Raw genomic sequence first — 26,408 nt, forward strand, 5'->3', positions numbered from 1 at the left:
CGTGCGGGAAGAAGCGGCGTCCGTGATTTCGCGCCCCGCCCCGCTCCGGAGAGCTTCCGCCCGGGGTCACCTACTTGGGTGAACAGCTCTGGTGCGTTCGACGGGTACCTGTTTGATTTACACGGGTAAGTCCACAAATCGAGTGAATCATCCGGGTACAGGTGTGGCGTGCTTGCCCCTGCGGAATCGGTCTGTAGATATCGGCGCGCCACCAAGGCCGTGCCCTTGGGTATGGGGAGTGCTTCGCATGACCACTGAGGAATCCGAACGGACGTGTCCCTTCCGTCACGATGAAGCGCTGGAACCTGACCCGTTCATGGAGCGGATGCGGACCGAGGCCCCGGTCGCCAAGGTCCGCATGCCGTACGGCGAGGGCGAGTGCTGGCTGGTGACGCGGTACGAGGACGTTCGTACGGTCACCCAGGACCGTCGCTTCAGCCGGGCCGCGCTGATCGGGAAGGACTTTCCACGCATCACACCGGCGCCGATCGCCCAGTCGGAGGCGATCAACCTGATGGACCCGCCGGCGCTGAGCAGGCTGCGCCGCCTGGTGACCACCGGGTTCAGCAATAAGCAGGTGGAGGAGTTGCGGCCGAAGACGCAGCAGCTCGTCGACAAGCTGCTGGACGCCATGGAGGACGAGGGCTCGCCCGCCGACGTGGCCCACCACCTGGCGGGGAAGCTGCCGCTGATGACCATCTGCGAGCTGCTGGCCGTCCCGATGGAGGACCGTCCGCAACTGCGCGCCTGGGCCATGGCCATGATGTCCATGAAGCCCGCGGACAAGGAGGCGGCGACCGAGGCCAAGGCCGGCCTCCGGCAGTACTTCGCCGGCCTGACGGCCGAGCGCCGCCGCAATCCCGGCAGCGACCTGCTGAGCTCCCTGGCCACGGCACGGGTCGGCGAGGAGATGCTCGACGAGAAGGAGCTGGCCGTCATGGGCATGCTCCTCCTGGTCACCGGGCACGACACCAGCACCTACGAGATCTGCAACATCATCTACACGCTCCTGACCCACCCGAAGCACCTCGCACAGCTCCGGGAGCGGCCCGAGATCATGCCGCGGGCCCTGGAGGAGCTGCTGCGGTACATCCCGTTCCGCCAGGGCGTCGGCATCCCCCGGGTGGCGCTGGAGGACGTCTCGTTCAACGGCGTGACGATCCCGGCCGGGGACGTCGTCCACGTCTCGTACCTGTGCGCCAACCGCGACGGATCGGTCTACGAACGCGCGGACGAGCTCGACTTCGACCGGGAGGACCCGGTACCGCACATGACCTTCGGCCACGGCTCCCACCACTGCCTGGGTGCCCACCTGGCCCGGATGGAACTCCAGATCGCCATCGGCACGCTCATCAACCGTTTCCCCGAACTGCGCTTGGCCGTACCGGCGGAGGAGGTGCAGTGGAACACCGTGTCGATCTGGCGCTATCCGCTCACCCTGCCGGTCGCCTGGTGAGGAGGCCGACCATGGCGACTCTGTGCAGACCGGCCATCGCCGTCCCGGAGCACATCATCACCAGGGAAGAGACCCTGGAACTGGCGCGCACCCTGCACGCGGACCATCCGCAGCTGGAGCTGGCGCTGCGGCTCATCGGCAACACCGGGGTCCAGACCCGGCACCTGGTGCAGCCGATCGAGGCCACCCTCAAGCACCCGGGCTTCACCGCCCGGAACAACCTCTACGAGGCGGAGGCCAAGGCGCGGGTGCCCGACGTGGTGAACCGGGCGCTGGAGCACGCGGAACTGACCGTCCGGGACATCGACATGATCGTGTACGTGTCCTGTACGGGCTTCATGATGCCCTCGATGACCGCGTGGCTCATCAACACCATGGGCTTCCGGAGCGAGACCCGCCAACTGCCCATCGCCCAGCTCGGATGCGCGGCCGGAGGGGCGGCGGTCAACCGCTCCCACGACTTCTGCAGCGCCTACCCCGGGGCCAATGTGCTCATCGTGGCCTGCGAGTTCTGCTCGCTGCTCTACCAGCCCACCGACCTGGGGGTCGGCAACCTGCTCTCCAACGGCCTGTTCGGCGACGCCATCGCCTGTGCCGTGGTCCGCGGGGACGGCGGTACGGGAGTGAAGCTCGAACGCAACGGTTCGCACCTGGTGCCGGACACCGAGGAGTGGATCTCCTACGGGGTGAAGGACACCGGGTTCCACTTCATCCTGGACAAACGCGTGCCGGGCACGATGGCGATGCTGGCCCCGGCGATGCGGGAGATGGCCGAACCGTACGAGTGGGACGTCTCCGAGCTGGACTTCTACATCGTGCACGCGGGCGGCCCCCGCATCCTCGACGACCTCGGCAAGTACCTGCGGCTGGAACAGTCGATGTTCCGCTACAGCAGGCAGACGCTGGTCGAACGGGGGAACATCGCCAGCGCGGTCGTCTTCGACGCGCTGGAGCGGCTGTTCCAGGACGGCGGCGCCGAGCACGCGGCGCGCGGTGTGATCGCCGGCTTCGGGCCGGGCATCACCGCCGAGATCGCCCTGGGCACCTGGTCGGGCGCGGTCACCGGCAATGGCCACCGCGCCCGGAAGACGTCCGCCGGCCGGAACTCTTCCGTGACACTGCCGGCCTGAGCGGACGCGGGAGCGCGGGTCACCTTCCCTCTCGGTGACCCGCGCTCCTCGCTGCGCGCCTCGGTGTGACGCGTCGCCTCGGTACGGCTCTTACAGGTCGAACTCGGAGGGCGCGATGCCCACGGCGAAGCACGCCTCACGGACGACGGCCTGCTCCTCCTTGTCGAAGTCGCCGTCCGCGCCGCCGATGACGATGCCGATCTGGATGACGGCACGCGCCTCGGTGGGCTTCTTCTGCACCTTGCCGATGGTCTGGAGCAGGCTGACCTTGCCGAAGTCGAAGTCGGCGGCCAGCTTCTGGCAGTAGTCCGTGAACTTCGCGTGCAGGTCGTCCGCCGGGAAGTTCTGCAGCACCTCGTTGGTGGCGATCAGCGAGGCGACGCGCTGCCGCTCCGAGGCGTCCACCGAACCGTCGGCCGCCGCCACCAGCGCGCACATCGCCATGCTCGCGTCGCGGAACGCACCGCTCTTGAGGTCGTTCTTCTTCGCGACCAGCTGGCCCTGCATCGTCGTGGCCGATTCCTTGAGCCGGTCCCAGAGCGCCATGTGCGTTTCTCTCCTTGTGAAAACGGGGGGTAGCACTGGCAGAACTGACCGGAAGGCACAGAAGTTCCCCCTGGGACGACGCCGTTCCTCTCCCCCGTGCCCCGTGCGCCCCCGTGGCCCCCGGCCTCCGTCGCCCGCGCTCGGACCGCCGCCCCTCACCCCGTCGCCAGCGGATCCAGCACCATCGGCTTGACCTTCCCCTCCATCATCGCCCCCAGCCCCAGCACCGAGCAGTGGTCCGGATTGGCCGCGATGTGCACGGTCATCCCCGTCGCGTCCTCGATCATCGTGTCGAGCCCCGGCATCAGCGCACTGCCGCCGGCCAGCATCACGCCGCGCGTCCCCAGGTCCGCGACCAGGTCCGGCGGGCAGTCCCGCAGCACCCGCCCTATGGCGTCCAGCACGACGGTGAGCGGCGTGCGCACCGCCTCGCGCACATGCGCCGTGCTCACCAGCACGGTGCGGGACAGCCCCGTCGCCACGTCCCGGCCGCGGACCTCCGTCTCGGTGCCGCCGCCCATCCGGTCCGCGCGGAGGGCCATGTGCAACGGGTAGAGGCCCTGGGTGGGCAGCATCAACTCGTGCTCGCTGCGCAGGTGCTGGACGATCGCGTAGTCGATGGCGTCCCCGCCGACCTGCACCTTCTCCGCCGCCACGATGGAACCGAGGGAGAGCACGGCCACCTGGGTCGAGGCCGCTCCACAGACGATGATCATCGTGGCCTCGGGCAGCTCCACCGGCAGTCCGCAGCCGACGGCCGCCGCGACGAGCGTGTCCACCAGCTCGACCCGCCGGGCGCCGAGCCCGGTCAGCGTCTCCACCGCCGCGCGCTGCGCGATCGGCTCGGCGTCGTGCGGCAGACAGACCGCGGCCCGCAGCAGCGGCCTCCGCCGCCAGGCGCGGCGCAGCTTGTCGCTGATCAGGTGGCGCAGCATGCGCTGGGCCATGTCGACGTCGACGACCGTGCCGCCGGAGACCGGGCGGACAACGCGGATGTGGGCCGGCGTCCGGCCGGCCATGCCCTCGGCGAGGGCGCCGACGGCGATGAGCGAGCCCGTCCTGGTGTTGACCGCGGCGATGCTCGGCTCGTCGACGATCAGGCCGGTGTCGCGGGCGTAGACACGCGTGCGGGACGCGCCGAGGTCGACGGCGATGGTGCAGCGGCTCAGCTGGGCGAGGCTGAGGGTCATCACGGGCTCATCTCCCCGGCGGCGGTGCGGTGGCGGGGAACCGCCAAACGGCGGCCCCTGGGGCCATCGTGCGGTGCGGCACGGCGCGTCGCCCGCCGGAGTGCGCCACTCGGAGGAGCGGACCCGCCGGCGGCCGGGCGCACCGGGGCTCGCGGAGGTGGACACCCCCGTCACCCACCTCCACGGCCCCGGTGCGAAGAAGTCTGCCAGGGGGGTCTGACAACGCCGTCGACCTGCGGGTTCACAGGAATCCGCCGGTTCCGGGCGGGACCGCGCCGGACCACCGCCCCGACGCGCGCCCGGCCCCCGCCCGCCCTACGCTCGGACCATGAGCGCGTCGAAGAGGGAGCCGGACGGACCGCGGGGGCCGGCGGCGTGGCAGGTCGCCGCCGACGTCGAGGGCCGCCCCGCGGACCGCACCTGCGGTCACCTGGCACAGATCCGTCCCGTGACCCCCAACACCCCCGAAGGATGCGAGGAATGCCTGCGCATCGGGAGCACCTGGGTGCACCTGCGCGAGTGCCTGGTCTGCGGCCACGTGGGCTGCTGCGACAGTTCGCCGCACCGGCACGCGAGCGCGCACGCGCACGGGACGCCCGGTCATGACCTCGCGCGCTCCATCGAGCCGGGTGAGGACTGGGCCTGGTGCTACGCGGACGAGTTGCTGCTCCTCCCGTCGTAGCTGACGGCCTTCAGGAGGGCGCGTCGGCACAGGCAGCGGACGACGGCCAAATCGCGGAGCACGGACCGCCCTCGGGCCGCCCGGCACTCATCGTTAATGAAAACCATTTCCATACCCTACCTTGATCGATGCTGCCCGCCAGGGGGCGCGTACCGGACAAATGGCCAAGGCGCGCCATTGCGGGCGGAAGCCCCGACCCCTGACAATCGGGGACGCGGCGGACGCGCGGGCGGGTGTGCCAGGGACGGGGGCGGCATGGACACCGAGGTGAGCGTCATCGGTCTGGGGGCGATGGGGTCGGCGCTGGCCGGCGCGTTCCTGACGGCGGGGCACTCGACGACGGTCTGGAACCGGACACGCGACACGGCGCCGCCGCTCGTCGTGCGGGGCGCGGTGGAGGCCGCCTCGCCCGGAGCGGCCGTGGCCGCCGCCCCGCTGGTCGTCGTCTGCCTGTCGACGTACGAGGCCGTGCGCGAGGTGCTGTCGCCGTGCGCCGCCGGGCTCGCCGGGCGGACGCTGGTCAATTTCGCCTCCGGTTCGCCGGTACAGGCGCGGGACGCGGCCGACCGGGCGGGCGCGCTGGGCGTCCGCTACCTCGACGGCGCGGTCCTGACGACGCCGTCCCACGTGGGGCGGCCGGACTCCCTCCAGCTCTACGGCGGGCCGCGCCCCGCCTTCGACGGGCACCGCGGCGTCCTGGCCGCCCTCGGCGACCCGGTGTACCTGGGCGACGACCCGGCCCTGCCCGCCGTCCACGACATCGCGCTGCTCGGACTGCTGTGGTCCACGCTCACCGGCTGGCTGCACGGCGTGGCGCTCACGGGCGCGGACGGCCCGGGCGGCGGGGTGTCCGCGACGGCCTTCACCGGGGTCGCGGGCCGCTGGATGAAGACCGTCGGCCGGCTGATGGAGGAGTGCGCCCCGCAGGTCGACGCGGGTGAGTACCCGGCCGGGGAGTTTCCGTTGGGCCAGCACCTGATGCTGATGGGGCTGTTGCGGCACGCCGGCGAGCTGCGAGGGGTGGAATCCGGTCTTCCGCAGGCGTTCCTCAAGCTGGCGGGACGCGCGGTGGAGGACGGGCACGGCGCCGACGGCTACGCCCGCCTCATCGAGTACGTCCGGGGGCGCGCCGCCCGGTGACGTCCGCCCGGCGGGAACGCCCCGGCGGGCGACGGCGACGAGTACGCGCCGGGAGAGACGGGACGGGACGAGGCGCGAGCGACGCGATGCGACGACGAGACGCCCAGTTCCCGCACGCGCGTCCCGGCGCCCGGCTCAATGCGCGTCGGACCGTAAAAGAGGGGCCGCCGGATGAATCGCGTACCGTGGGCTTCGGCACGCTATCCGGAGGATTCGCGTCAATGGCGGCCGCGACAGCGGCAATTGTCCCGGGCAAGCGGAAATGGGCATGGGAAATCCGCCCCGCGACGTAGTGGCGGCACCACCCTCAGTGCACGTGCATCTGCTCGTGCCGGGGAATGTGAACCGCGGCTATGATCCGAAGAAGTTGCCATCCCCGTAAACGAATGGGGATGCCCCCTGCGGCGATCCGGGAGACTCCAGTGCCACACGTCTACAACGGCATGGTTGCATCGGGCATCGATGGAGTCGTCTGGCGGAAGAGCCGGCACTCCAACTCACAGGGCTCGTGTGTGGAGTTCGCGAAGTTGCCGGGTGGCGGGGTCGCCGTACGCAACTCCCGCCACCCGGATGGCCCCGCTCTCATCTACACCCCCGCGGAGATCGAGGCCATGCTGTCGGGCGTCAAGGACGGTGAATTCGACTACCTGGTGGCCGAATGACCGCGAAACGCGGTTATTCGCGCGGCAGTCGGAACAGCGCCCAGACGACCTTGCCGTGCAGTGCGCCCGCCAGGGGGTGCCAGCCCCAGGCGTCGCTGAACGAATCCACCAGCAGCAGTCCGCGCCCGTGCTCGTCGCCAGGGGCCGCTTCCCCCGTGAGCGGCCCCTCCTCACTCGGATCGCGTACCGCGCATACCAGCCGCGTCGTCCACCGCATCAGGTGCAGGCGTACGGGAGGCTCATACCTTCCGTCGACGCGGCCGGTCGGTGTGGCGTAGCGCAGGGAATTGGTCACCAGTTCGGAGACCACCAGCGCCACATTGTCGAAGATGTGCTGGACCCCCCACTGCGACAGGGTGATTCCGGTGAACCGCCGTGCCGTACGGACGGCTTCGAAGCGCGGCGGCAGGGCGCAGGAAGCGGAGTTCGACACCGCGGATGAGTCGAACCGGGGCAGCCCCCGCCAGACGGGGGAGAGCACAGTCGATCCTTCGGTACCCATCCGAGGCACTCCTGCAATCGTGGACGTGACGTGCACGTGTGCGGGCTCCATCGTTTCGGATGCGCAGTGCGGATGCAAGGGCAGATGCACGTGCACGTGGGGGATTTGGGGGCGCACAAGGGGATTGGGGAGCAATTATTCCTACGCCCCTCGCCGTAGCACACCGGTCGTTGGCCGGTATCCGTAACCGGATGTGCACACAACGATGCCCGGGGTGGCAGACTTCGGCGCCGAGGGGAGCGGGGGTCACCCTCGGAAGGGTGAGCGGAACGGCGGACGGACAGGCCGGACCAGACCGGAAGGAAGGGTCGACGAGATGACCACGAGCGAGTCGAGCGGTTCCGTGGTGCGGCGCATACTCCTCGGCTCCCAGCTGAGGAAGTTGCGCGAGTCCCAGGGGATCACCCGCGAGGCGGCCGGGTACTCGATCCGCGCGTCCGAGTCGAAGATCAGCCGCATGGAGCTCGGCAGGGTGAGCTTCAAGACGCGGGACGTGGAGGACCTCCTCACCCTCTACGGCATCCACCGGGAGACCGAGCGCGAGGCGCTGCTCGGCCTGGCCAGGGAGGCCAACGTCGCCGGCTGGTGGCACAGCTACGGCGATGTGCTGCCCAGTTGGTTCCAGACCTACGTCGGCCTGGAGGGCGCGGCCTCGCACATCGGGATCTACGAGGTGCAGTTCGTCCACGGCCTGCTCCAGACCGAGGGCTACGCGCACGCCGTCGTCGTCCGGGGCCAGCCCACGGCCGATCCCGCGGAGGTCGAACGCCGGGTGTCGCTGCGCATGGAGCGGCAGAAGCTGCTCTTCTCCGAGCGGGCGCCGCACTTCCACGCCGTCCTCGACGAGGCCGCGCTGCACCGCCCGTACGGTGACGCGGAGGTGATGCGCGGACAGCTCCAGCACCTCGTCGACCTCTCCGAACAGCCCAATGTGACCCTTCAGGTGATGCCCTTCCGGCACGGTGGTCACGCGGGTGAGAGCGGGGCGTTCACCGTGCTCCGCTTCCCCGAGTCGGACCTGCCGGACGTGGTGTACCTGGAACACCTCACGGGCGCCCTCTACCTGGACAAGCCGGACGAGGTCGCCCAGTACGAACGCGTCATGGGGCGGCTGCGCGCGGACAGCCTCTCCCCGTCGGGGACGCGCGACCTCATGCGGCGGCTGCTCCAACTCGCCTAGCGCGTCAGTACGATGACGGGCAATCAGCAAGTCTGGACCAGCCCGGCCGGACGGCCGGGCTCCGGCAGACAGGGATGACGCATGTCGTACTCCTCCGCGTTCAAGGACCTCGCGTACCAGTACATCGACGGCCGCTGGCGGCCCGGTACCGGCTCGTGGGACATCGTCGACTTCAACCCGTACGACGGGGAGAAGCTCGCCTCCATCACGGTGGCCGGCGTGGACGAGGTCGACGAGGCGTACCGGGCGGCCGAGCGCGCCCAGGCGGCGTGGGGGAGCACCAACCCGTACACCCGGCGGCTGGTCTTCGAGCGCGCGCTGCGGATCATCGACGACCACGAGGACGAACTCACCTCGGTGATCATGGCGGAGTGCGGCGGGACGGCGCTGAAGGCCGGCTTCGAGCTCCACCTGGCGCGGGAGTTCCTCCGGGACGCGGTCCAGATCGCGCTGCGGCCCGAGGGCCGCATCCTGCCCTCGCCGGACGACACCCGCGAGAACCGGCTCTACCGCCTGCCGGTCGGGGTCGTCGGTGTGATCAGCCCGTTCAACTTCCCGTTCCTGCTGTCGCTCAAGTCCGTGGCGCCCGCCCTGGCGCTCGGCAACGCGGTGGTGCTCAAGCCGCACCAGAACACGCCCGTCTGCGGCGGCGGGCTGCTCGCCAAGGTGCTGGAGGACGCGGGGCTGCCGCCCGGCGTGCTGAACGTCCTGGTCACCGACATCGCGGAGATCGGGGACGCGCTGATCGAACACCCGGTGCCCAAGGTGCTGTCGTTCACCGGCTCCGACAAGGTCGGCCGGCATGTGGCGACCGTCGCCGCCTCGCACTTCAAGCGGGTGGTGCTCGAACTGGGCGGCAACAGCGCGCTGGTCGTGCTCGACGACGCGGACGTGGACTACGCCGTGGACGCGGCGGTCTTCAGCCGGTTCATCCACCAGGGGCAGGTCTGCATGGCCGCGAACCGGGTGCTGGTGGACCGTGCCGTGCTGGACGAGTTCACCGAGAAGTTCGTGGCGAGAGTGAAGTCCCTGAAGGTCGGTGACCCCTCCGACCCCGCCACCCACATCGGCCCCCTGATCAACTCCGGTCAGGCGGAGGCGATCACGACCCTCGTGGACCAGACGGTCGCGGAGGGCGCCACCGCCCTCGTCCGGGGCCGCACGGTGGGCACCCTGGTGGAGCCCAGCGTCCTGACCGACCTCCCCGAGGACTCCGCCGTCCTCCGCCAGGAGATCTTCGGTCCCGTCGCGCTGATCATCCCGTTCTCCGGCGAGGACGAGGCCCTGCGGTTCGCCAACGCCACCCCCTACGGGCTGAGCGGCGCCGTCCACACCGGGGACGTCGAACGCGGCGTCCGCTTCGCCCAGCGGGTGGAGACCGGCATGATCCACGTCAACGACGGCACCGTGCACGACGAGGCGATCGTGCCGTTCGGCGGCGAGAAGCACTCGGGTCTCGGGCGGCTCAACGGGGACGCGATGGTGGACGCCTTCACGACCACGAAGTGGATCTCCGTGCAGCACGGGCGCAGCACGTTCCCGTTCTGATCGCTTCCGGCCCGGGAGTCCAGTAGGTCAGGAGCTGACCTACTGGACTCCTACTGTTGGCCCGTCAGCAGGAAGCGACGGAAGGAACGGTGGGGTCCTATGCCTACTCTTGTGATCGAGAAGGACGTCAGCGACGAGCGGGGCACGCTGCTGGCCTTCGTGGACGCCCAGCGCGGCGGCGTCCGCCGGGCGCTCCTCGGCCTGACGGAGGAGCAGGCCCGCTCCCGCCCCAGCGCGAGCGAGATGTCCCTGATCGGCCTGCTCAAGCACGTCATGCACGCGGAACGCGGCTGGCTGGAGCTCGCGAGCGGCACGAGCCCCGACATCGACGCCGACGAGGCGGCGAAGCGCTTCCTGGCGGCCTGGCACCCCGAGGAGAGCGAGACCGTTCCCGCGCTCCTCGCCGCCTGGGAGGAGCAGGCCGCCGAGGTGGAGCGCTTCGTCCGCGCCCTGCCCACCCTGGAGGAGACCTTCGCCCTCCCGCCGGCCCCCTGGTTCCCCAAGGACACCCGGGTGTCGATGCGGTGGTTCCTGATGCACCTGGTCGAGGAGATCGGCCGGCACGCCGGGCACGCGGACATCATCCGCGAGTCGATCGACGGCAGGACGGCGTTCGAGCTGGTCGACGCGGAGCAGCGCCAGGCGGACTGACGCGCGCCGGAACGGCCGGGGCGCTCACGGGAGTCGCGCGCCCCGGCCGCCCACCCGCGCCCCGGCAGGCCGCCCTGTCCGGGAGGCAGGCCCGGCCACGGGAGGGGAAGGGGCGGGGCGGGGGTGCTTCAGGAGTGGGGTGCGATCACCACCGCCGTGCCGTACGCGCACACCTCCGTGCCGACGTCCGCCGCCTCGGTGACGTCGAAGCGGAACATCAGGACCGCGTTGGCGCCCCGGGCCCTGGCCTGCTCGACCAGGCGCTCCATGGCCTGGTTGCGGGTCTGGACCAGCGTCTTGGTGAGTCCCTTGAGCTCGCCGCCGATCAGCGACTTCAGGCCGGCGCCGATCTGGCTGCCGACGTGCCGGGAACGCACCGTGAGGCCGAAGACCTCGCCGATCACGCGCTCGACCCGGTAGCCGGGCACGTCGTTCGTCGTGACCACGAGCACATCGGCCTGCTCGTGCTGGCCGCCGCCATACTCGTCGATGCCCATCCCTGCCACCTTCGTCCGTTCGGTCTGTACGGAGATTCTTCCGCCTGACGAGCGGGACGCACACCGGTGGCACGGGGTTGCCCCGGCCGGGCGAAGCGCGACGGCGGGCGGGGGCGCGGGCCGGGCGGGCCGAGCGGGGGGAGTGCGGGCGGGGCGACTGGAACCGGGGGGTTCCCGGCCGCGTTGCTACCGTTGAGCGGCACGCGTTCTCCCCCCGCCTGTGCCCGGGCCTCGCACGAGCCTGCGCCCTCGACCCAGGAGCCTGTCACCGTGACCCCCGTGACCACACTCGCGCTCGGCCCCCAGTGGCTGGACGCGGACTACCTGATCGGCCAGTTCGGCCTGCTCGGTGTGCTGGCGATCGTCTTCGCCGAGTCCGGCCTGCTGATCGGTTTCTTCCTCCCGGGTGACTCGCTCCTCTTCACCACGGGTCTGCTGGTGACCACGGGCAAGCTGAACGACTACCCCTGTGGGTGGTGTGCGTCATGGTCGTGCTCGCGGCGGTCCTCGGCGACCAGGCGGGCTACCTCTTCGGACGGAAGGTGGGCCCCGCCCTCTTCCGGCGCCCGGACTCCAGGCTCTTCAAGCAGGAGAACGTCGAGAAGGCCCACGAGTTCTTCGAGAAGTACGGGCCGAAGTCCCTGGTCCTGGCCCGGTTCGTGCCGATCATCCGCACCTTCACGCCGATCATTGCCGGCGTGAGCCGGATGAACTACCGCTCCTTCCTGATCTTCAACGTCATCGGCGGCACCCTGTGGGGCGCCGGTGTGACGCTGCTGGGCGCGGTGCTCGGCAAGATCGAGTTCGTGCGGACCAACATCGAGATGATGCTGGTCGCCATCGTGCTGGTGTCGGTCGTGCCGGTCGCGATCGAGCTGCTGCGCGCCCGCTCCAAGTCCCGCGCGGCCGGTCCGGCGCCCGACGCCGACGGGGTGCCCAGCGGGCCCCAGCCGCCCCGCCAGTACACCCAGGTGCCGCCGCACTACCAGGACGTGCAGCCGTACCCGTTGCGGCAGCCCGAGCAGGGGCGGCAGCGGCAGACGGGGAAGCGGAAGCCCGCGCCCCAGCCGGGGGCCGTCCCGCAGTCCGGGCCGACGCCGGGGGCCGGCCCGCAGCCCGGCCCGCAGCCGGGAGCCGCGCCGCGGCCCGGGCCGATGCCGGACGACGTCCGTGACGTGCGGCGGCCGGAGGCGGGCGGGCCTCCGCAGGCCGCCTCTTATCCGCAGCAGCCGGGCCCGTACCCGCCGGCGCGGCACCCGCAGCCTCCGCAGGCGCCGCAGCCCCCACAGAACGTGCCGTACCCCTACGCGCCGGCCGGGCAGATGCCTCCGGTCCCGCAGAGTCCGCAGGGCCTCCACACGCCCCCGTACTCCCCGTATCCCGAGGCCGCGCAGCACCCGCAGCGACCTGCGCAGTCGCAGCAGCCCCTCTACGGCCGGGAGCAGCCGCAGCCCGGGGAAGACCCCCGGTACTCCCCGTACACCGAGCCCTCCCAGCCTCCCTTCCAGTCCTCACAGGACACGCAGTCCCCGCAGGACGCGCACGATCCGCAGGACCCGCACCGCGGCCCCCGGGGCCGGCACGCGCGCCGCTGACGTCCGTCCCGGCGTCTCCCCGCCATCTCCCCGCCATCTCCCCGGCGGTCCTCCCGCCCGTCCACCGGCGAGGGGCCGTTCACCCACACAGCCACCGCACCTCTCACGCGTCTCCCCACCCCCATTGGGCACTCGTACTCCTGATCGGGCATGGTTGACCTGGGCAGGAGGCGTGAGGAGCGCGTGGTGGCTGATCGGCAGCGGGGCGGCGGCCCACCGGATCCCGGCGAGGACCGCAAACCGCAGAGCGACGAGGCGCGCAGCGCGTTCACCCCGCCACTCGGGGTCCCTCTGCCGGCGCCGACGGAGGACGAGCATCCGACGTCGGAGTTCGCCGTCCCCGAGGGCGTGGCCGAACCGGAGGATCGCCGCCCGGAGGGTTCGGCCTTCAGCCGGCCCGCCTCGCTCTCGTTCCCGGAGATCACCCCGCCGCTCGGCACCCCCTCGTCAGCCTCACCAAGGACGCGCCCTGGCAGGACCGGATGCGGACCATGGTCCGGATGCCGGTCGGCGAGCGGCCGCTGCCGGAACGCGCGGTCAAGGAGGAGGAAGCCGGGCCTGCCGTCCCGCGCGTGCTCGACCTGACCCTGCGCATCGGCGAACTGCTGCTCGCGGGCGGCGAGGGCGCCGAGGACGTCGAGGCGGCGATGTACGGCGTCGCGCACGCGTACGGGCTGCACCGGTGCGAGCCGAACGTGACGTTCACCCTGCTCTCGGTCAGTTACCAGCCGTCCCTGGTGGACGATCCCGTCACCGCCAGCCGCACCGTGCGCAGGCGTGGCACGGACTACACCCGTCTCTCGGCCGTCTTCCGCCTCGTCCACGACATCACGTCCCAGGGGCTCACCCTGGAGGAGGCGTACCGCGGTCTCGCCGAGATCCGCCGCAACCGGCACCCGTACCCCGGCTGGGGCCTGACGCTGTCCGCCGGGCTGCTCGCCGGCGCGGCGAGCATGCTGGTCGGCGGCGGGGTCGTGGTGTTCCTCGCGGCGGCGGTCGGCGCCATGCTGGGCGACCGGCTGGCGTGGCTCGCCTCGGGGCGGGGGCTGCCGGAGTTCTACCAGTTCGTGGTGGCCGCGATGCCGCCGGCGGCGATGGGCGTCGCGCTCAGCACCGCCCAGGACTACGTGCACGTACAGGCGTCCGCCGTGATCACCGGTGGGCTGTTCGCGCTGATCCCGGGACGGGCGCTGGTCGCGGGCGTCCAGGACGGCCTGACCGGCTTCTACATCACCGCCTCGGCGCGGCTGCTGGAAGTGGGCTACCTGATCGTCGGGATCGTCTGCGGCGTGATGATGGTGCTGTACGGCGGTGTGCGGATCGGCGGCACCACCCTCGACCCGGAGGCGGCGCTCAAGCACCAGGAGCGGCCCGTCGTACAGATCATCGCGGCGATGCTGCTGGCCTTCTCGTTCGCCGTCCTGCTCCAGCAGGAACGTCACACCGTGCTGTACGCGACGCTCAACGGCGGCGTCGCCTGGGTGGTCTACGGGGCGCTGGCGGACGCCGGCGGCCTCGACCCGGTGCCCGCCACGGCCATCGCCGCCGGGCTGGTGGGCCTCTTCGGCCAACTGCTCTCGCGCTACCAGTACACGTCGGCGCTGCCGTACGTCACGGCGGCGATCGGGCCGCTGCTGCCCGGTAGCGCGGTCTACTTCGCGCTGCTCAACTTCGCCCAGAACAAGCTGGACACCGGCATGGCCAGCCTCACCAAGGCGGCCGCCCTGGCCCTGGCCATCGCCATCGGGGTGAACCTGGGGTCGGAGATGGCCCGGATGTTCCTGGTGGTGCCGGGCGCGGCGGCGTCGCGGCGCGCGGCGAAGCGGACGCGCGGCTTCTGACCGCCGGGGGCGCCCCGAAAACGCGGACGCGCGGCCTCCGAGGGACCCTTCCAGGTCCTCGGGAGCCGCGCGTTCCGTACCGGCGCGATCAGCGCTTCCGGCGCGTCAGACCGCCACGGATCAGTGGTGGGAGCCGCCCGCGGCCTCCAGGCGCTTGTAGGACGCCTCGATCTCGGCCTCGGCCTCCGCGCGGCCGACCCACTCGGCGCCCTCGACCGACTTGCCCGGCTCCAGGTCCTTGTAGACCTCGAAGAAGTGCTGGATCTCCAGGCGGTCGAACTCCGACACGTGGTGGATGTCGCGCAGGTGCTCGACGCGCGGGTCGTTGGCCGGGACGCAGAGCAGCTTGTCGTCGCCGCCCGCCTCGTCCGTCATGCGGAACATGCCGATGGCGCGGCAGGTGATGAGGCAGCCCGGGAAGGTGGGCTCGTCCAGGATGACAAGGGCGTCCAGCGGGTCGCCGTCCTCGCCGAGGGTGTTCTCGACGAAGCCGTAGTCGGCGGGGTAGCTGGTGGAGGTGAAGAGACGGCGGTCCAGACGGATGCGACCGGTCTCGTGGTCCACCTCGTACTTGTTCCGCGAACCCTTCGGAATCTCGATGGTGACGTCGAACTCCACGAGTGGCTCCTTCATGATCAACACATACGTCTGGTGATTAAGTGTCCCCTACGCAGGTGTGTGGTGGCGAAAGGGGCTGGTCCGTCATGCCCGGGAGCGTCCGTCGGCAGGCCCGCTGGTGGCCTGCCGCCTTGCCGCCGCGGTCCGGTACCGGGCGGTTCGTCGCCGCCTCGACCGCGGTGGGACTGCTCGCCGCGGCCGGGGCGGTGGCCGCCGCCGGGCCCTGGGACGGCGGACAGCGTACGGCCGAACGGGTACGCGCCGCAGCCGCCGACCGGGGGGCGTACGCCCGGGGCGCGCCCTACGGGGCTTCGCGGGCCGGGCCGGTGCTCGCGGGGGTGCCGGAGGAGCCCGGCAGAGCCTTTGGGACAGGCGGGTCCGGCGGGGCGCCCGCCGCGGCCGGTCTCGCCACCGCGCTGGAGCCGCTGCTCGCCGACGCCGCGCTGGGCCCCCGCGTCGCGGCCTCCGTCGTCGACGCGGCCACCGGAGAGCGGCTGTTCGGAGCGAACGAGGCCGCACCGGTCACTCCCGCCTCCACCGTCAAACTCGCCACTTCCGCCGCGGCGCTCTCCGCGCTCGGCGCGGACCACCGCATCGAGACCACGGTGACGCTCGGGACCGACGGGATCGTGCTCGTCGGCGGCGGCGACCCCACCCTCACCGCCCGCCCCTCCCCTCCCGGCCGTGAGCCCACCGGCCTCCCGGCCCTGGCCGACGCCACCGCCCGCGCGCTGAAGGCGCTCGGCACCGGCCACACGGCGCTCCGGTACGACGTCTCCCGCTACACCGGGCCCGTACCGCACCCGATCGGCGCCAACGAGAACCTCGCGCCGGTCAGCGCCCTCATGGTGGACGAGGGCCGGCTGGACGACAGCGACCACGGCCCCGCGGAGCGTACGGACGACCCCGCCGGGGACGCCGCACGGAAGTTCGCCGCCCTGCTGGGGGAGCGGGGGGTACGCGTCGAGGGCGAGCCCGCCGAGGGCCGCTCGCCCGCCGGCGCCCGCCGGCTGGCCGCCGTCTCCTCCGCCCCGCTCTCCGACCTCGTCGAGCGGGCCCTGACCCACAGCGACAACGACATCGCCGAGGCGCTGGCCCGGCAGACCGCGCTCGCCGACGGGCAGCCGGCGAGCTTCGAGGGCGCGGGGCGGGCGGTGGCCGCCCGGCTGGCGCGGCTCGGCCTGCCGACGGCGGGCTGCCGCTTCGCCGACGGCAGCGGCCTGGACCGGGCCGACCGGGTCTCCGCCGACCTGCTGGCCCGGCTGCTGGCCCGTGCGGGCGACCGGGGGGCGCCTGAGTTGCGGGCGGTGCTCACGGGGTTGCCGGTGGCGGGGTTCAGCGGGACGTTGCGGGAGCGGGTGGTCGGGGGACGGGGCGTGGTGCGGGCCAAGACAGGGACTTTGTCCGGGGTGAACGCGTTGGCCGGGACGGCGGTCGCTGGAGGTGGGCGTTTGCTGACGTTCGCCTTTCTTGCAGACGCGACATCGGATTCGGAGGGGGCGCAGCGGGCGTTGGACGCGCTGGCGGCGGCTGTGGCCGCCGCGCGTTGAGGGTGCCCCGGACCCGCCCCTTCCCGTTTCTTGCAGGGGCTGCGCCCCCGCACCCCCGAACCGCGCTCCGCGCGGTTGTCCTCAAACGCCGGACGGGCTGAAGTGCGTGCCCGGGCGCGGTATCCAGCCCGTCCGGCGTCTGAGGACGAGCGGCGGAGCCGCGACGAGCGGGGTCTGGGACGCAGCCCCGGGAAGCGGTGAAGGGGTGGGACCGGGGCCTCCGCCCCCCTCCGCAACCGCGCCGCACCACGTACCGTGAACCCATGACGAGCATCGGTGGTGCGGAGATGGTCGACTGGAAGCTCGCGGTGGCGACCGCGACGCGGCTCGTGCGGCCGGGGCCGGAGGTGAGCCGGGACGAGGCCCGCGCGGTGGTCGCGGAGTTGCGGCGGCACGCCAAGGCGTCGGAGGAGCACGTCCGGGAGTTCACCGGGATGACGCCCTCGGGCGCCGAAGCGGACACCCCGGTGCTGGTGGTGGACCGGGCGGGCTGGATCCGGGCGAACGTCGCCGGGTTCCGGGCGGTGCTCGGGCCGCTGCTGGAGAAGATGGAGAAGCGCCGGGGCGGCCTGCCGGGCGGCGCGGTGCTGGGCGCGGTCGGCGGCAAGGTGACCGGCGTGGAGCTGGGCATGCTGCTGTCGTTCCTGGCCTCGCGGGTGCTGGGCCAGTACGAGACGTTCGCGCCGTCCACCCGGGACCTGCCGGGCGGGGCCGGCGGCGGCCGGCTGCTGCTGGTGGCGCCGAACATCGTGCACGTGGAGCGCGAACTGGAGGTCGACCCGCACGACTTCCGGCTGTGGGTGTGCCTGCACGAGGAGACGCACCGCACCCAGTTCACGGGTGTGCCGTGGCTGCGCGACCACATCGAGGGCGAGGTCCAGGCGTTCCTCGCCGAGACCGACATCGACCCGGCCACCCTGCTGGAGCGGCTCCGCGAGGCCCTCCAGGCGCTGGCCGGCGGGCGTCCCCCGGAGGACGACGGGGAGCGGGGCGGGCGCAGCATCGTCGAGCTGGTGCAGACCCCCGCCCAGCGGGAGGTGCTGGGGCGGCTGACGGCGGTGATGTCCCTGCTGGAGGGGCACGCGGACTACGTCATGGACGGGGTGGGCCCGCGGGTCGTGCCGTCGGTGACGGAGATCCGTGAGAAGTTCCAGCAGCGGCGGGCCAGCGGCGCGGGCCGGCTGGACCAGGCGCTGCGCAAGCTGCTGGGTCTGGACGCCAAGCTGCGGCAGTACCGTGATGGCGAGCGGTTCGTCCGGGCGGTGGTGGACCAGGTCGGCATGGAGGGCTTCAACAGGGTCTGGACCTCGCCGAACACCCTGCCGACCAAGGCCGAGATCGCCAAACCCGCGGACTGGGTCGCGCGGGTGCACAGCCGGGCCGACGGGTGACGCGGGCACGCCCCTGACGGACGAACGCTCCCGTTATCACCCGTCCGAGGGACCGTGTGCCAGGGGTGGGCGTGCGATGCTCGGGTAAAGGCTCATCTCTGTCACCATCTACGCACACAGCGTGACGATGCAGCCCGCACGTCCCCACAACCCCTTCCCGTCAGCTCCTCGTTGGAACGATTGGACACTCGGACATGGGTCCACACCCCGCGGTCGCGGCGATACGCCTGGCGGTCCGCCGCGTTCTCCACGACGTCCTCACCCTCGCTCCGTCCGAAACCGCAACCGGAAGCGCCCCCGGCGGCTCCAGGCCCCCGCTCGTCCTGGCCGCCTGCTCAGGCGGCGCCGACTCCATGGCGCTCGCCTCCGCCCTCGCCTTCGAGGCCCCCGGCTCGGCCTCCGCGCCGGCGGCGTCACCGTCGACCACGGCCTCCAGGAGGGTTCCGACCTCCGCGCCGCCGAGGTGGTGAGCCGCCTCCTCGCCCTCGGCCTCGACCCCGTCGAGGCGCTCCCCGTGACCGTCGGCCGGGAGGGCGGTCCCGAGGCCGCCGCCCGCGACGCCCGCTACGCCGCCCTCGACGACGCCGCCGAACGGCACGGCGCCGCCGCCGTGCTCCTCGGCCACACCCGCGACGACCAGGCCGAGACCGTCCTCCTGGGGCTGGCCCGCGGCTCCGGCACCCGTTCGCTGTCCGGGATGGCCGTGGCCTCCGGCGTCGGGGGCCGCTACCGCAGGCCGTTCCTGGGTCTCGACCGGCAGACCGCGCGCAAGGCGTGCATGGTGCAGTCGCTGCCGGTCTGGGAGGACCCGCACAACGCCGACCCGGCCTACACCCGCTCCCGGGTCCGCCACGAGGCCCTGCCGGTGCTGGAGAAGGCGCTGGGCAAGGGCGTCGTCGAGGCGCTGGCCCGGACCGCCCAGCTGTCCCGGGACGACGCGGACGCCCTCGACTCCTGGGCCGTCGCCGTGGAGCCGTCCGTGCGGGACGACACGGGCGCACTGGAGGTCGCCAAGCTCTACGCGCTGCCCCCGCCGTCCGCCGCCGGGTGCTGCGCCGGGCGGCCATCGAGGCCGGTTCCCCGGCCGGTTCGCTGTTCGCCCGGCACATCGAGGAGGTCGACCGGCTGATCACCGGCTGGCGCGGCCAGCGGGCCATCAACCTCCCCGGGCGCGTCGCGGTCCACCGGCATGGTGGCAGACTGGTCCTTCGGCAGGGCTGAATCGAACGACCGTGAGTGACCGCGGGCAGGCCCGGCCGGACCCTGGCCGGGCGGCAGGCGCCCGGACGGCCGGATGAGCCCCAATCGAACGAGAGTGGCGCGGGTGGACGAGAAGGACATGGGCACCGACCTCAAGTCGGTGCTCATCACCAAGGAAGAGATCGACGCGAAGCTGGCCGAGCTGGCCGCGAAGATCGACGCGGAGTACGCGGGCAAGGACCTGCTCATCGTCGGTGTCCTCAAGGGCGCCGTGATGGTGATGGCGGACCTGGCGCGCGCGCTGTCCAACCCCGTCACCATGGACTGGATGGCCGTGTCGTCCTACGGCGCGGGCACCCAGTCCTCCGGCGTGGTCCGGATCCTCAAGGACCTCGACACCGACATCAAGGGCAAGCACGTCCTGATCGTCGAGGACATCATCGACTCCGGTCTGACGCTGTCCTGGCTGCTGTCGAACCTCGGCTCCCGCGAGCCGGCGTCCCTCAACGTCGTCACCCTGCTGCGCAAGCCGGAGGCGGCCAAGGTCGCCATCGACGTGAAGTGGGTCGGCTTCGACATCCCGAACGAGTTCGTCGTCGGTTACGGTCTCGACTTCGCGGAGAAGTACCGCAACCTCCCCTTCGTGGGAACCCTCGCGCCGCACGTCTACGGCGGCTGACCACCCCCGACCAGGGCGGACGGCATTCCCCCCGAAGGGCCCGGCGATTGCCGGGCCACCGGGAACCCCTCACGGTTTTCCGCCGTTGGAGGAGGGGAAGACGGATTTGTTGACCGTCTGCGGCGGCGTCGGGTGACAATGCTGGGGTACCGTCCGAAGGTCAGTCTTTTCAAGCATTCTTTAGCAAGCACCGCAAGCAAGCACTGCAAGGTCGAGCAGAACACCGTACGCACAGGCACCCCGATCGAGGGGCACCGTGCCTCACTGTGGCAGGAGGGACGGGGCGCTCGCGCCCCGTATGGATGGACGTGAAGCGCTACTTCCGTGGGCCGGTCATGTGGATCGTGCTGGCCGTCCTCGCCGTGGTCGTGTTGATGCAGGTCGTCGGCTCGTCCGGCGGCTACAAGTCGGTGGACACCAGTCAGGTTGTCGCGGCCATCCGCGACAACAGGGTGAAATCGGCCGAGCTGACCACGGGCGACGAAAACAAGATCAAGGTCGAGCTCAAGAGCGGCCAGAAGATCAAGGGCAGCAGCAAGGTCCAGGCGAACTACATCGGTGACCAGGGCGTCCAGCTGTCCGCGATGCTCCAGAAGGCCGTCGACCAGAAGGACAAGGACGTCCTGCCCGAGGGCTACAACGTGGCGACGTCCAAGCAGAACCCCTTCATCGGGGTGCTGCTGTCCCTGCTGCCCTTCGTCCTCATCGTCGTTGTCTTCCTGTTCCTGATGAATCAGATGCAGGGCGGCGGCTCCCGGGTGATGAACTTCGGGAAGTCCAAGGCCAAGCTGATCACCAAGGACACCCCGAAGACGACCTTCGCCGACGTGGCCGGGTCCGACGAGGCCGTCGAAGAGCTCCACGAGATCAAGGAGTTCCTGCAGGAGCCCGCCAAGTTCCAGGCCGTCGGCGCCAAGATCCCCAAGGGTGTGCTGCTCTACGGCCCGCCCGGCACCGGCAAGACGCTCCTGGCGCGCGCCGTCGCCGGCGAGGCCGGCGTGCCGTTCTACTCGATCTCCGGCTCCGACTTCGTCGAGATGTTCGTCGGCGTGGGTGCCTCCCGGGTCCGCGACCTGTTCGAGCAGGCCAAGGCCAACGCCCCGGCCATCGTCTTCGTCGACGAGATCGACGCCGTCGGCCGGCACCGCGGCGCGGGCCTCGGCGGCGGTCACGACGAGCGCGAGCAGACGCTCAACCAGCTGCTCGTCGAGATGGACGGCTTCGACGTCAAGGGCGGCGTCATCCTGATCGCGGCCACCAACCGGCCCGACATCCTCGACCCCGCGCTGCTGCGCCCGGGCCGCTTCGACCGGCAGATCGCCGTCGACCGTCCCGACATGCAGGGCCGTCTGGAGATCCTCAAGGTCCACCAGAAGGGCAAGCCGGTCGCCCCGGACGTCGACCTCGCGGCCGTCGCCCGCCGTACCCCCGGCTTCACCGGTGCCGATCTCTCCAACGTGCTGAACGAGGCCGCCCTGCTGACGGCCCGCAGCGACATGAAGCTGATCGACAACCACATGCTGGACGAGGCGATCGACCGCGTCGTGGCCGGACCGCAGAAGCGGACCCGGATCATGAGCGACAAGGAGAAGAAGATCACCGCGTACCACGAGGGCGGTCACGCCCTGGTCGCGGCGGCTTCGCCCAACTCCGACCCGGTGCACAAGATCACCATCCTGTCCCGGGGCCGCGCGCTCGGCTACACCATGGTGCTGCCGGACGAGGACAAGTACTCGACCACCCGCAACGAGATGCTCGACCAGCTGGCCTACATGCTGGGCGGCCGCGCGGCCGAGGAGCTGGTCTTCCACGACCCGACCACGGGCGCCGCGAACGACATCGAGAAGGCCACCGCCACGGCCCGCGCGATGGTCACCCAGTACGGCATGACCGAGCGGCTCGGCGCGATCAAGTTCGGCTCCGACAACTCCGAGCCCTTCCTGGGCCGCGAGATGTCGCACCAGCGCGACTACTCGGAAGAGGTCGCCGCGCTGGTCGACGAAGAGGTCAAGAAGCTGATCGAGACCGCGCACAACGAGGCGTGGGAGATCCTGGTCGAGAACCGCGACATCCTCGACAACCTCGTTCTGGCCCTCCTGGAGAAGGAGACGCTGAACAAGGAGGAGATCGCCGAGATCTTCAAGCACGTCGTGAAGCGCCCGGCCCGCCCGGCGTGGACCGGCTCCTCGCGCCGTACGCCGTCCAGCCGCCCGCCGGTGCTCTCCCCCAAGGAGCTCGCCCCGAGCAGCAACGGCGCCACCGGTGCCACCGGCGTCGACTCGGTGGATCTGCCGGAGGACATCCGCCCGGAGTGATCCGCGCCCCAGGGCCCGGAATGGATGCCGCGTCTCCCAGGTTCTAGCCTGGGGGCGCGGCATCGCGCTTTGTGCGCGCTCCTCCGGCCGGGTGAACGGCCGAGTGGCCGGGGAGGGCCGCCGAACGGCGCGTACGCACGAGAGAACGAGGCAACATGATCGATCCGGTGACCCTGGACGGCGAGCGAGCCATCGGGCCGTTCGACGAGAAGCGGGCCGAGCAGGCCGTCCGCGAACTGCTGATCGCCGTCGGCGAGGACCCGGACCGTGAGGGCCTGCGGGAGACCCCCGCCCGCGTGGCGCGCGCCTACAAGGAGATATTCGCCGGCCTGCGGCAGGAGCCGGCCGACGTGCTGACCACGACCTTCGACCTGGGCCACGACGAGATGGTGCTGGTCCGGGACATCGAGGTCTACAGCACCTGCGAGCACCACCTCGTCCCGTTCCACGGCGTGGCGCACATCGGCTACATCCCCGCGACCAGCGGCAAGATCACCGGCCTGTCGAAGCTGGCCCGGCTGGTGGACGTCTACGCCCGCCGCCCGCAGGTGCAGGAGCGGCTCACCACGCAGATCGCGGACTCCCTGGTGGAGATCCTGGAGGCGCGGGGCGTCATCGTGGTGATCGAGTGCGAGCACATGTGCATGTCGATGCGGGGGATCCGGAAGCCCGGCGCGAAGACGATCACGTCCGCGGTGCGGGGCCAGCTGCGGGACGCGGCGTCCCGCGCGGAGGCGATGAGCCTCATCGTGTCGGCCCGCTGAGCCGGCGCGGTCCCCGGGAAACACGAAGGCCGCCCGCTGCGCTGCGGGCGGCCCGGCCGGGGGTCGGGAGGGCGTCAGGCGCTGAGGCGGCTGCCCATCCACTGGAGGGTGCCGGGGATTTCGCGGCGCCAGGTGTTGAAGTTGTGACCGCCGCTCTCCAGGATCATCGAGGAGACCCGGGTGGGGTGCTTGGCGGCGAGGTCGATGAACTTCATCGTGTCCTTGTAGTTGTGCTCGCCCTGCTTGCTGCTGGTGACCAGCATCGAGATCTTGGGCAGCGGCTTGTGCTTCAGCCGCCAGATCAGGTTGTTCTCGTCCTCCAGCTTCTTGCTGCCGCCGAAGAGGGAACCGGTGGTGGGGTCCTGCGGGGCCTTGTAGTAGCCGGACAGCGCGGCGGCGGCGCCGTACGCCTCCGGGTGGCGCATGGCGAGCTTCAGCGCGCAGTAGCCGCCGGTCGAGTCGCCGATCATGCCCCAGTTGGCGGCCTTGGTGCCGATCCGGTACTGCTGCGCCATGGCCTTGCGCAGGTCCTTGGTGAAGAAGGTCTCGGTCTTGGGGCCGTTGGGTATGTCCATGCACTCCGTGTCCCGGGGCGGGGCGACGGTCGGCCGCATCATCACCAGGATGGTGGGCTGCATCTTCTTCTCTTTGGCCAGCTTGTGCGCCGTCTGCGGGTAGTGCAGGCCCTTGATCAGCGCCTCGGCGGTGCCCGGGTAGCCGGTCAGCACGACGGAGGCCGGAAAGGTGCGCTTGGCGAACTCGGGCTGGAAGTACTCCGGCGGCAGGTACACGAAGGCCGGGCTGGCGATCCGCGACTCGGGCCCCTGGATGTTCACCTGCTCGATCCGGCCGGCCACCCGGGGGACGGAGGCCCGGGGCACGTTCACCTGCTGGGTGCCGATCACCTGGACCCGGTGGGCGCCGGAGCTGTGGTCCACCACCACGCCCTTGTCCTGCTCCTGGCCGAAGAGGTCGGCCCACGAGGCGTAGAAGCCGAACGAGTAGTTCGCGTAAAGGCCGATGGCGGCGAACAGGGACAGCTGGGTGACGAGCAGCATGCCGACGCGGCCCAGGATGGAACCCACGCTCTTCTTGCCGAGCCGCGGCCAGAGCCAGACGGTACACGCGAAGAGCACTACCGCCAGCACGGCGGCCAACAGCAGAACTGTCTTGCTGGTGAGACCCATGAGGTGCTTTCTGCCGAGCGACCCGGCAACGAGTCGCGGAATGGTTACTTCTATCCGGGCCCGCCGCCGGCGGAACCTCAGCCCCTGAACCGTCGTCCTACAGGGCGCACATTGTCCGGAGCGGTACGGCCAGATGCCGTATGCCCACTCGACATGGACGACGGGAAGAGATGTCTGTCAGGGAAGATGGCAAAAAGTCCGATGGGGTTCCTTCGGGTCCGAAGTGGCTGTCGGTGCTTGCCCGGATGGCCAAGGGGCCTCGGCCGGAGCGCGTTCCGGCCGTCGTAGGCACGGTCGCGGCGGTCATCGGTCTGATGGACATCGTCGCCGGCGTCGTCCCGCGCTTCCGCTTCAGCAAGATCCATACTTTGGCAGAGGTGCTGCCGGGTGCCGTCACCCAGTTGGCCGCCGCCGCGTCGATCGTCGTCGGCATCCTGCTGCTGCTGCTCGCCCACGGCCTCAAGCGCGCGAAGTCGCGTGCCTGGTGGGCCGCGGTCGTCGTGCTGCCGGTGGGTGCCGCCGCGCACCTGATCTACCGGCACTCCATCGTGGGTGCGGTCTTCTCGCTGCTCCTCTTCGCCTACCTGGTGCGGCACAGGAATGCGTTCACCGCGCTGCCCGACCCGCGCAGCCGCTGGAAGGCGCTGGCCAACTTCATCCTGATGGGTGGCGCCAGCTTCGCCCTCGGCTGGGTGATCGTCGGCTCGCATCCCGACCAGATGGTCGGCGACCCGCCGGTGCTGGAGCAGATCGAGCACGTCCTGTGGGGTCTGTTCGGCTTCGAGGGCTCGGTCCGCTACACCGGCGGTGTGGACTACGTCGTCGGCTACTCGCTCGGCGCCCTCGGCCTGCTGACCGTCGCCACCACCGCGTTCCTGGCCTTCCGGCCGGAGTACCCGGCGGCCGTCCTCACCGAGGAGGACGAGGACCGGCTGCGCGAGCTGCTGGCCAAGCACGGTGACCGCGACTCGCTGGGCCACTTCGCGCTCCGCCGCGACAAGAGCGTCGTCTTCTCCCCGTCCGGCAAGGCCGCCGTCTCCTACCGCGTGGTCTCCGGCGTCATGCTCGCCAGCGGCGACCCGATCGGCGACGTCGAGGCGTGGCCGGGCGCGATCGAGCAGTTCATGGAGCTGGCCAAGCGCCACTCCTGGACCCCCGCCGTCAACGGGTGCAGCGAGACCGGCGGCGAGGTCTGGACCCGTGAGACGGGTCTGGACGCGCTGGAGATGGGCGACGAGGCCATCGTCGAGGTCGCCGACTTCAGCCTCAGCGGCCGGGCCATGCGCAACGTCCGCCAGATGGTCAAGCGGATCGAGCGCAACGGCTACAGCACCAAGGTCCGCCGCGTCGGCGACCTGAGCCCCGAGGAGCTCGCGGTCGTCCAGCAGGCCGCCAACGCCTGGCGCGACACCGAGGAGGAGCGCGGCTTCTCCATGGCGCTCGGCCGGATCGGCGACCCGAAGGACCTGGACGCCATCATCGCCACCGCCCACAAGGATGTCGAGGAGGGCGAGACCGCCCCCTTCGGCGACCTGCGCGCCATGCAGCACTATGTGCCGTGGGGCAAGGACGGCAGCTCCCTGGAGCTGATGCGCCGCGACCGCAGCGCCGACCCGGGCATGAACGAGCTGCTGATCGTCGCGTTCCTCCAGGCCGCGCCCGAGCTGAAGATCAAGCGCCTGTCGCTGAACTTCGCGTTCTTCCGCTCCGCCCTGGAGCGCGGGAGCAAGCTGGGCGCCGGACCGGTGGTCCGGATCCAGCGCGGAGTGCTGATCTTCCTGTCGCGCTGGTTCCAGATCGAGTCGCTGTACAAGTTCAACGAGAAGTTCCGGCCGCGCTGGGAGCCCCGCTTCATCGTCTTCCCGAACAGCCGCGACCTGCCCCGCATCGGCTTCGCGATGATGCAGGCGGAGGGCTTCCTGGAGCTGCCGCGGCTGCTGCGCCGCCGCCCGGCGCCGCCAAAGCCGAGCTTCGACGAGGACGCGTCGGTGGAGCAGGCGGAGGTCACGCGCGCCGCGTGAGCCGCGCCCGCGGGCCCCTGTGAGAGCCCTTCCCGGAACCGCTTCCGGGGAGGGCTCTCGCCG

The 26,408-nt window shown here is 71.2% G+C and carries 20 protein-coding genes and 3 pseudogenes; 17 read left to right on the forward strand and 6 right to left on the reverse strand.

Annotation, left to right across the window (positions count from 1 at the left end; translation table 11 throughout):
* Positions 1 to 247 precede the first annotated feature (247 nt).
* Together ACQEVS_RS18675 and ACQEVS_RS18680 are read left to right on the forward strand one after the other, a co-directional pair.
* Complete coding sequence (locus ACQEVS_RS18675) at positions 248 to 1,456, forward strand: cytochrome P450 (RefSeq protein WP_433021820.1); 1,209 nt, start codon at positions 248 to 250, stop codon at positions 1,454 to 1,456.
* 11 nt (positions 1,457 to 1,467) lie between these two features.
* Complete coding sequence (locus ACQEVS_RS18680; RefSeq protein ID WP_433021822.1) at positions 1,468 to 2,586, forward strand: type III polyketide synthase; 1,119 nt, start codon at positions 1,468 to 1,470, stop codon at positions 2,584 to 2,586.
* Between the two features lie 90 nt (positions 2,587 to 2,676).
* Here ACQEVS_RS18680 and ACQEVS_RS18685 read toward each other — a convergent pair whose 3' ends face one another.
* Together ACQEVS_RS18685 and ACQEVS_RS18690 are read right to left on the reverse strand one after the other, a co-directional pair.
* On the reverse strand, positions 2,677 to 3,132 hold the full coding sequence (locus ACQEVS_RS18685; protein WP_004940336.1) for a tellurite resistance TerB family protein: 456 nt from the start codon (positions 3,130 to 3,132) through the stop codon (positions 2,677 to 2,679).
* A 155-nt stretch (positions 3,133 to 3,287) separates the two neighbouring features.
* Positions 3,288 to 4,322, reverse strand: coding sequence for a rod shape-determining protein (locus ACQEVS_RS18690; RefSeq protein WP_433027678.1), 1,035 nt, complete (start codon positions 4,320 to 4,322; stop codon positions 3,288 to 3,290).
* Positions 4,323 to 4,650: 328 nt separating this feature from the next.
* On the opposite strand from ACQEVS_RS18690, the gene ACQEVS_RS18695 reads away from it, so the two are divergent.
* The 3 genes from ACQEVS_RS18695 to ACQEVS_RS18705 all read left to right on the forward strand — a co-directional run bounded on the left by ACQEVS_RS18695 (position 4,651) and on the right by ACQEVS_RS18705 (position 6,806).
* Positions 4,651 to 5,004: a UBP-type zinc finger domain-containing protein gene (locus ACQEVS_RS18695; RefSeq protein ID WP_433021825.1), complete on the forward strand. Its 354-nt coding sequence runs from the start codon at positions 4,651 to 4,653 to the stop codon at positions 5,002 to 5,004.
* A 255-nt stretch (positions 5,005 to 5,259) separates the two neighbouring features.
* Positions 5,260 to 6,144 carry an NAD(P)-dependent oxidoreductase gene (locus ACQEVS_RS18700; protein WP_433021827.1) on the forward strand — a complete coding sequence of 295 codons (885 nt, stop codon included), beginning with the start codon at positions 5,260 to 5,262 and terminating at the stop codon, positions 6,142 to 6,144.
* Positions 6,145 to 6,566: 422 nt separating this feature from the next.
* On the forward strand, positions 6,567 to 6,806 hold the full coding sequence (locus ACQEVS_RS18705) for a DUF397 domain-containing protein (protein WP_433021829.1): 240 nt from the start codon (positions 6,567 to 6,569) through the stop codon (positions 6,804 to 6,806).
* Between the two features lie 13 nt (positions 6,807 to 6,819).
* Here ACQEVS_RS18705 and ACQEVS_RS18710 read toward each other — a convergent pair whose 3' ends face one another.
* Entirely contained in the window at positions 6,820 to 7,308 is a 489-nt protein-coding gene (locus tag ACQEVS_RS18710; protein WP_433021831.1) for an ATP-binding protein, read from the reverse strand.
* A 316-nt stretch (positions 7,309 to 7,624) separates the two neighbouring features.
* Between ACQEVS_RS18710 and ACQEVS_RS18715 the strand changes: the two genes are divergently transcribed.
* The 3 genes from ACQEVS_RS18715 to ACQEVS_RS18725 all read left to right on the forward strand — a co-directional run bounded on the left by ACQEVS_RS18715 (position 7,625) and on the right by ACQEVS_RS18725 (position 10,687).
* Positions 7,625 to 8,488 (forward strand): helix-turn-helix domain-containing protein, encoded by an 864-nt coding sequence (locus ACQEVS_RS18715; protein WP_433021833.1) that lies wholly within the window; start codon positions 7,625 to 7,627, stop codon positions 8,486 to 8,488.
* A gap of 81 nt (positions 8,489 to 8,569) precedes the next feature.
* A complete protein-coding gene (locus ACQEVS_RS18720; RefSeq protein WP_433021835.1) occupies positions 8,570 to 10,036 on the forward strand; it encodes an aldehyde dehydrogenase family protein in 1,467 nt (488 codons plus the stop codon).
* Positions 10,037 to 10,135: 99 nt separating this feature from the next.
* Positions 10,136 to 10,687, forward strand: coding sequence for a DinB family protein (locus ACQEVS_RS18725; RefSeq protein ID WP_433021837.1), 552 nt, complete (start codon positions 10,136 to 10,138; stop codon positions 10,685 to 10,687).
* A gap of 128 nt (positions 10,688 to 10,815) precedes the next feature.
* Here the strand turns inward: ACQEVS_RS18725 and ACQEVS_RS18730 are convergent, their stop codons facing one another.
* On the reverse strand, positions 10,816 to 11,184 hold the full coding sequence (locus ACQEVS_RS18730) for a YbjQ family protein (protein ID WP_004940357.1): 369 nt from the start codon (positions 11,182 to 11,184) through the stop codon (positions 10,816 to 10,818).
* A 279-nt stretch (positions 11,185 to 11,463) separates the two neighbouring features.
* On the opposite strand from ACQEVS_RS18730, the pseudogene ACQEVS_RS18735 reads away from it, so the two are divergent.
* Positions 11,464 to 12,143, forward strand: a pseudogene (locus tag ACQEVS_RS18735) (DedA family protein); the annotation flags it as partial.
* A 786-nt stretch (positions 12,144 to 12,929) separates the two neighbouring features.
* A pseudogene (locus ACQEVS_RS18740) lies at positions 12,930 to 14,620 on the forward strand (threonine/serine ThrE exporter family protein).
* Positions 14,621 to 14,740: 120 nt separating this feature from the next.
* Here ACQEVS_RS18740 and ACQEVS_RS18745 read toward each other — a convergent pair.
* Positions 14,741 to 15,238 (reverse strand): inorganic diphosphatase, encoded by a 498-nt coding sequence (locus ACQEVS_RS18745; RefSeq protein WP_004940362.1) that lies wholly within the window; start codon positions 15,236 to 15,238, stop codon positions 14,741 to 14,743.
* Positions 15,239 to 15,324: 86 nt separating this feature from the next.
* On the opposite strand from ACQEVS_RS18745, the gene dacB reads away from it, so the two are divergent.
* From dacB to folE, 6 genes and pseudogenes are all read left to right on the forward strand, one after another.
* Complete coding sequence (gene dacB / locus ACQEVS_RS18750; protein WP_433021840.1) at positions 15,325 to 16,788, forward strand: D-alanyl-D-alanine carboxypeptidase/D-alanyl-D-alanine endopeptidase; 1,464 nt, start codon at positions 15,325 to 15,327, stop codon at positions 16,786 to 16,788.
* A 263-nt stretch (positions 16,789 to 17,051) separates the two neighbouring features.
* Positions 17,052 to 18,179, forward strand: coding sequence for a zinc-dependent metalloprotease (locus ACQEVS_RS18755; RefSeq protein ID WP_433021842.1), 1,128 nt, complete (start codon positions 17,052 to 17,054; stop codon positions 18,177 to 18,179).
* 194 nt (positions 18,180 to 18,373) lie between these two features.
* Positions 18,374 to 19,400, forward strand: a pseudogene (gene tilS, locus ACQEVS_RS18760) (tRNA lysidine(34) synthetase TilS).
* Between the two features lie 118 nt (positions 19,401 to 19,518).
* A complete protein-coding gene (gene hpt / locus ACQEVS_RS18765; RefSeq protein WP_004940393.1) occupies positions 19,519 to 20,058 on the forward strand; it encodes a hypoxanthine phosphoribosyltransferase in 540 nt (179 codons plus the stop codon).
* A 302-nt stretch (positions 20,059 to 20,360) separates the two neighbouring features.
* Entirely contained in the window at positions 20,361 to 22,373 is a 2,013-nt protein-coding gene (ftsH, locus tag ACQEVS_RS18770; RefSeq protein WP_433021844.1) for an ATP-dependent zinc metalloprotease FtsH, read from the forward strand.
* Between the two features lie 155 nt (positions 22,374 to 22,528).
* Positions 22,529 to 23,137 carry a GTP cyclohydrolase I FolE gene (gene folE / locus ACQEVS_RS18775; RefSeq protein ID WP_433021846.1) on the forward strand — a complete coding sequence of 203 codons (609 nt, stop codon included), beginning with the start codon at positions 22,529 to 22,531 and terminating at the stop codon, positions 23,135 to 23,137.
* Between the two features lie 74 nt (positions 23,138 to 23,211).
* On the opposite strand, the gene ACQEVS_RS18780 is transcribed toward folE, so the two are convergent.
* The gene (locus tag ACQEVS_RS18780; RefSeq protein ID WP_433021848.1) at positions 23,212 to 24,324 is read right to left on the reverse strand and encodes an alpha/beta hydrolase; all 1,113 of its coding nucleotides are present in this window, start codon (positions 24,322 to 24,324) and stop codon (positions 23,212 to 23,214) included.
* 170 nt (positions 24,325 to 24,494) lie between these two features.
* Between ACQEVS_RS18780 and ACQEVS_RS18785 the strand changes: the two genes are divergently transcribed.
* Positions 24,495 to 26,345, forward strand: coding sequence for a phosphatidylglycerol lysyltransferase domain-containing protein (locus ACQEVS_RS18785; RefSeq protein WP_433021850.1), 1,851 nt, complete (start codon positions 24,495 to 24,497; stop codon positions 26,343 to 26,345).
* Positions 26,346 to 26,408 lie beyond the last annotated feature (63 nt).

It is taken from the genome of Streptomyces sp. CA-181903 (assembly GCF_050937075.1).
Lineage (GTDB): Bacteria > Actinomycetota > Actinomycetes > Streptomycetales > Streptomycetaceae > Streptomyces.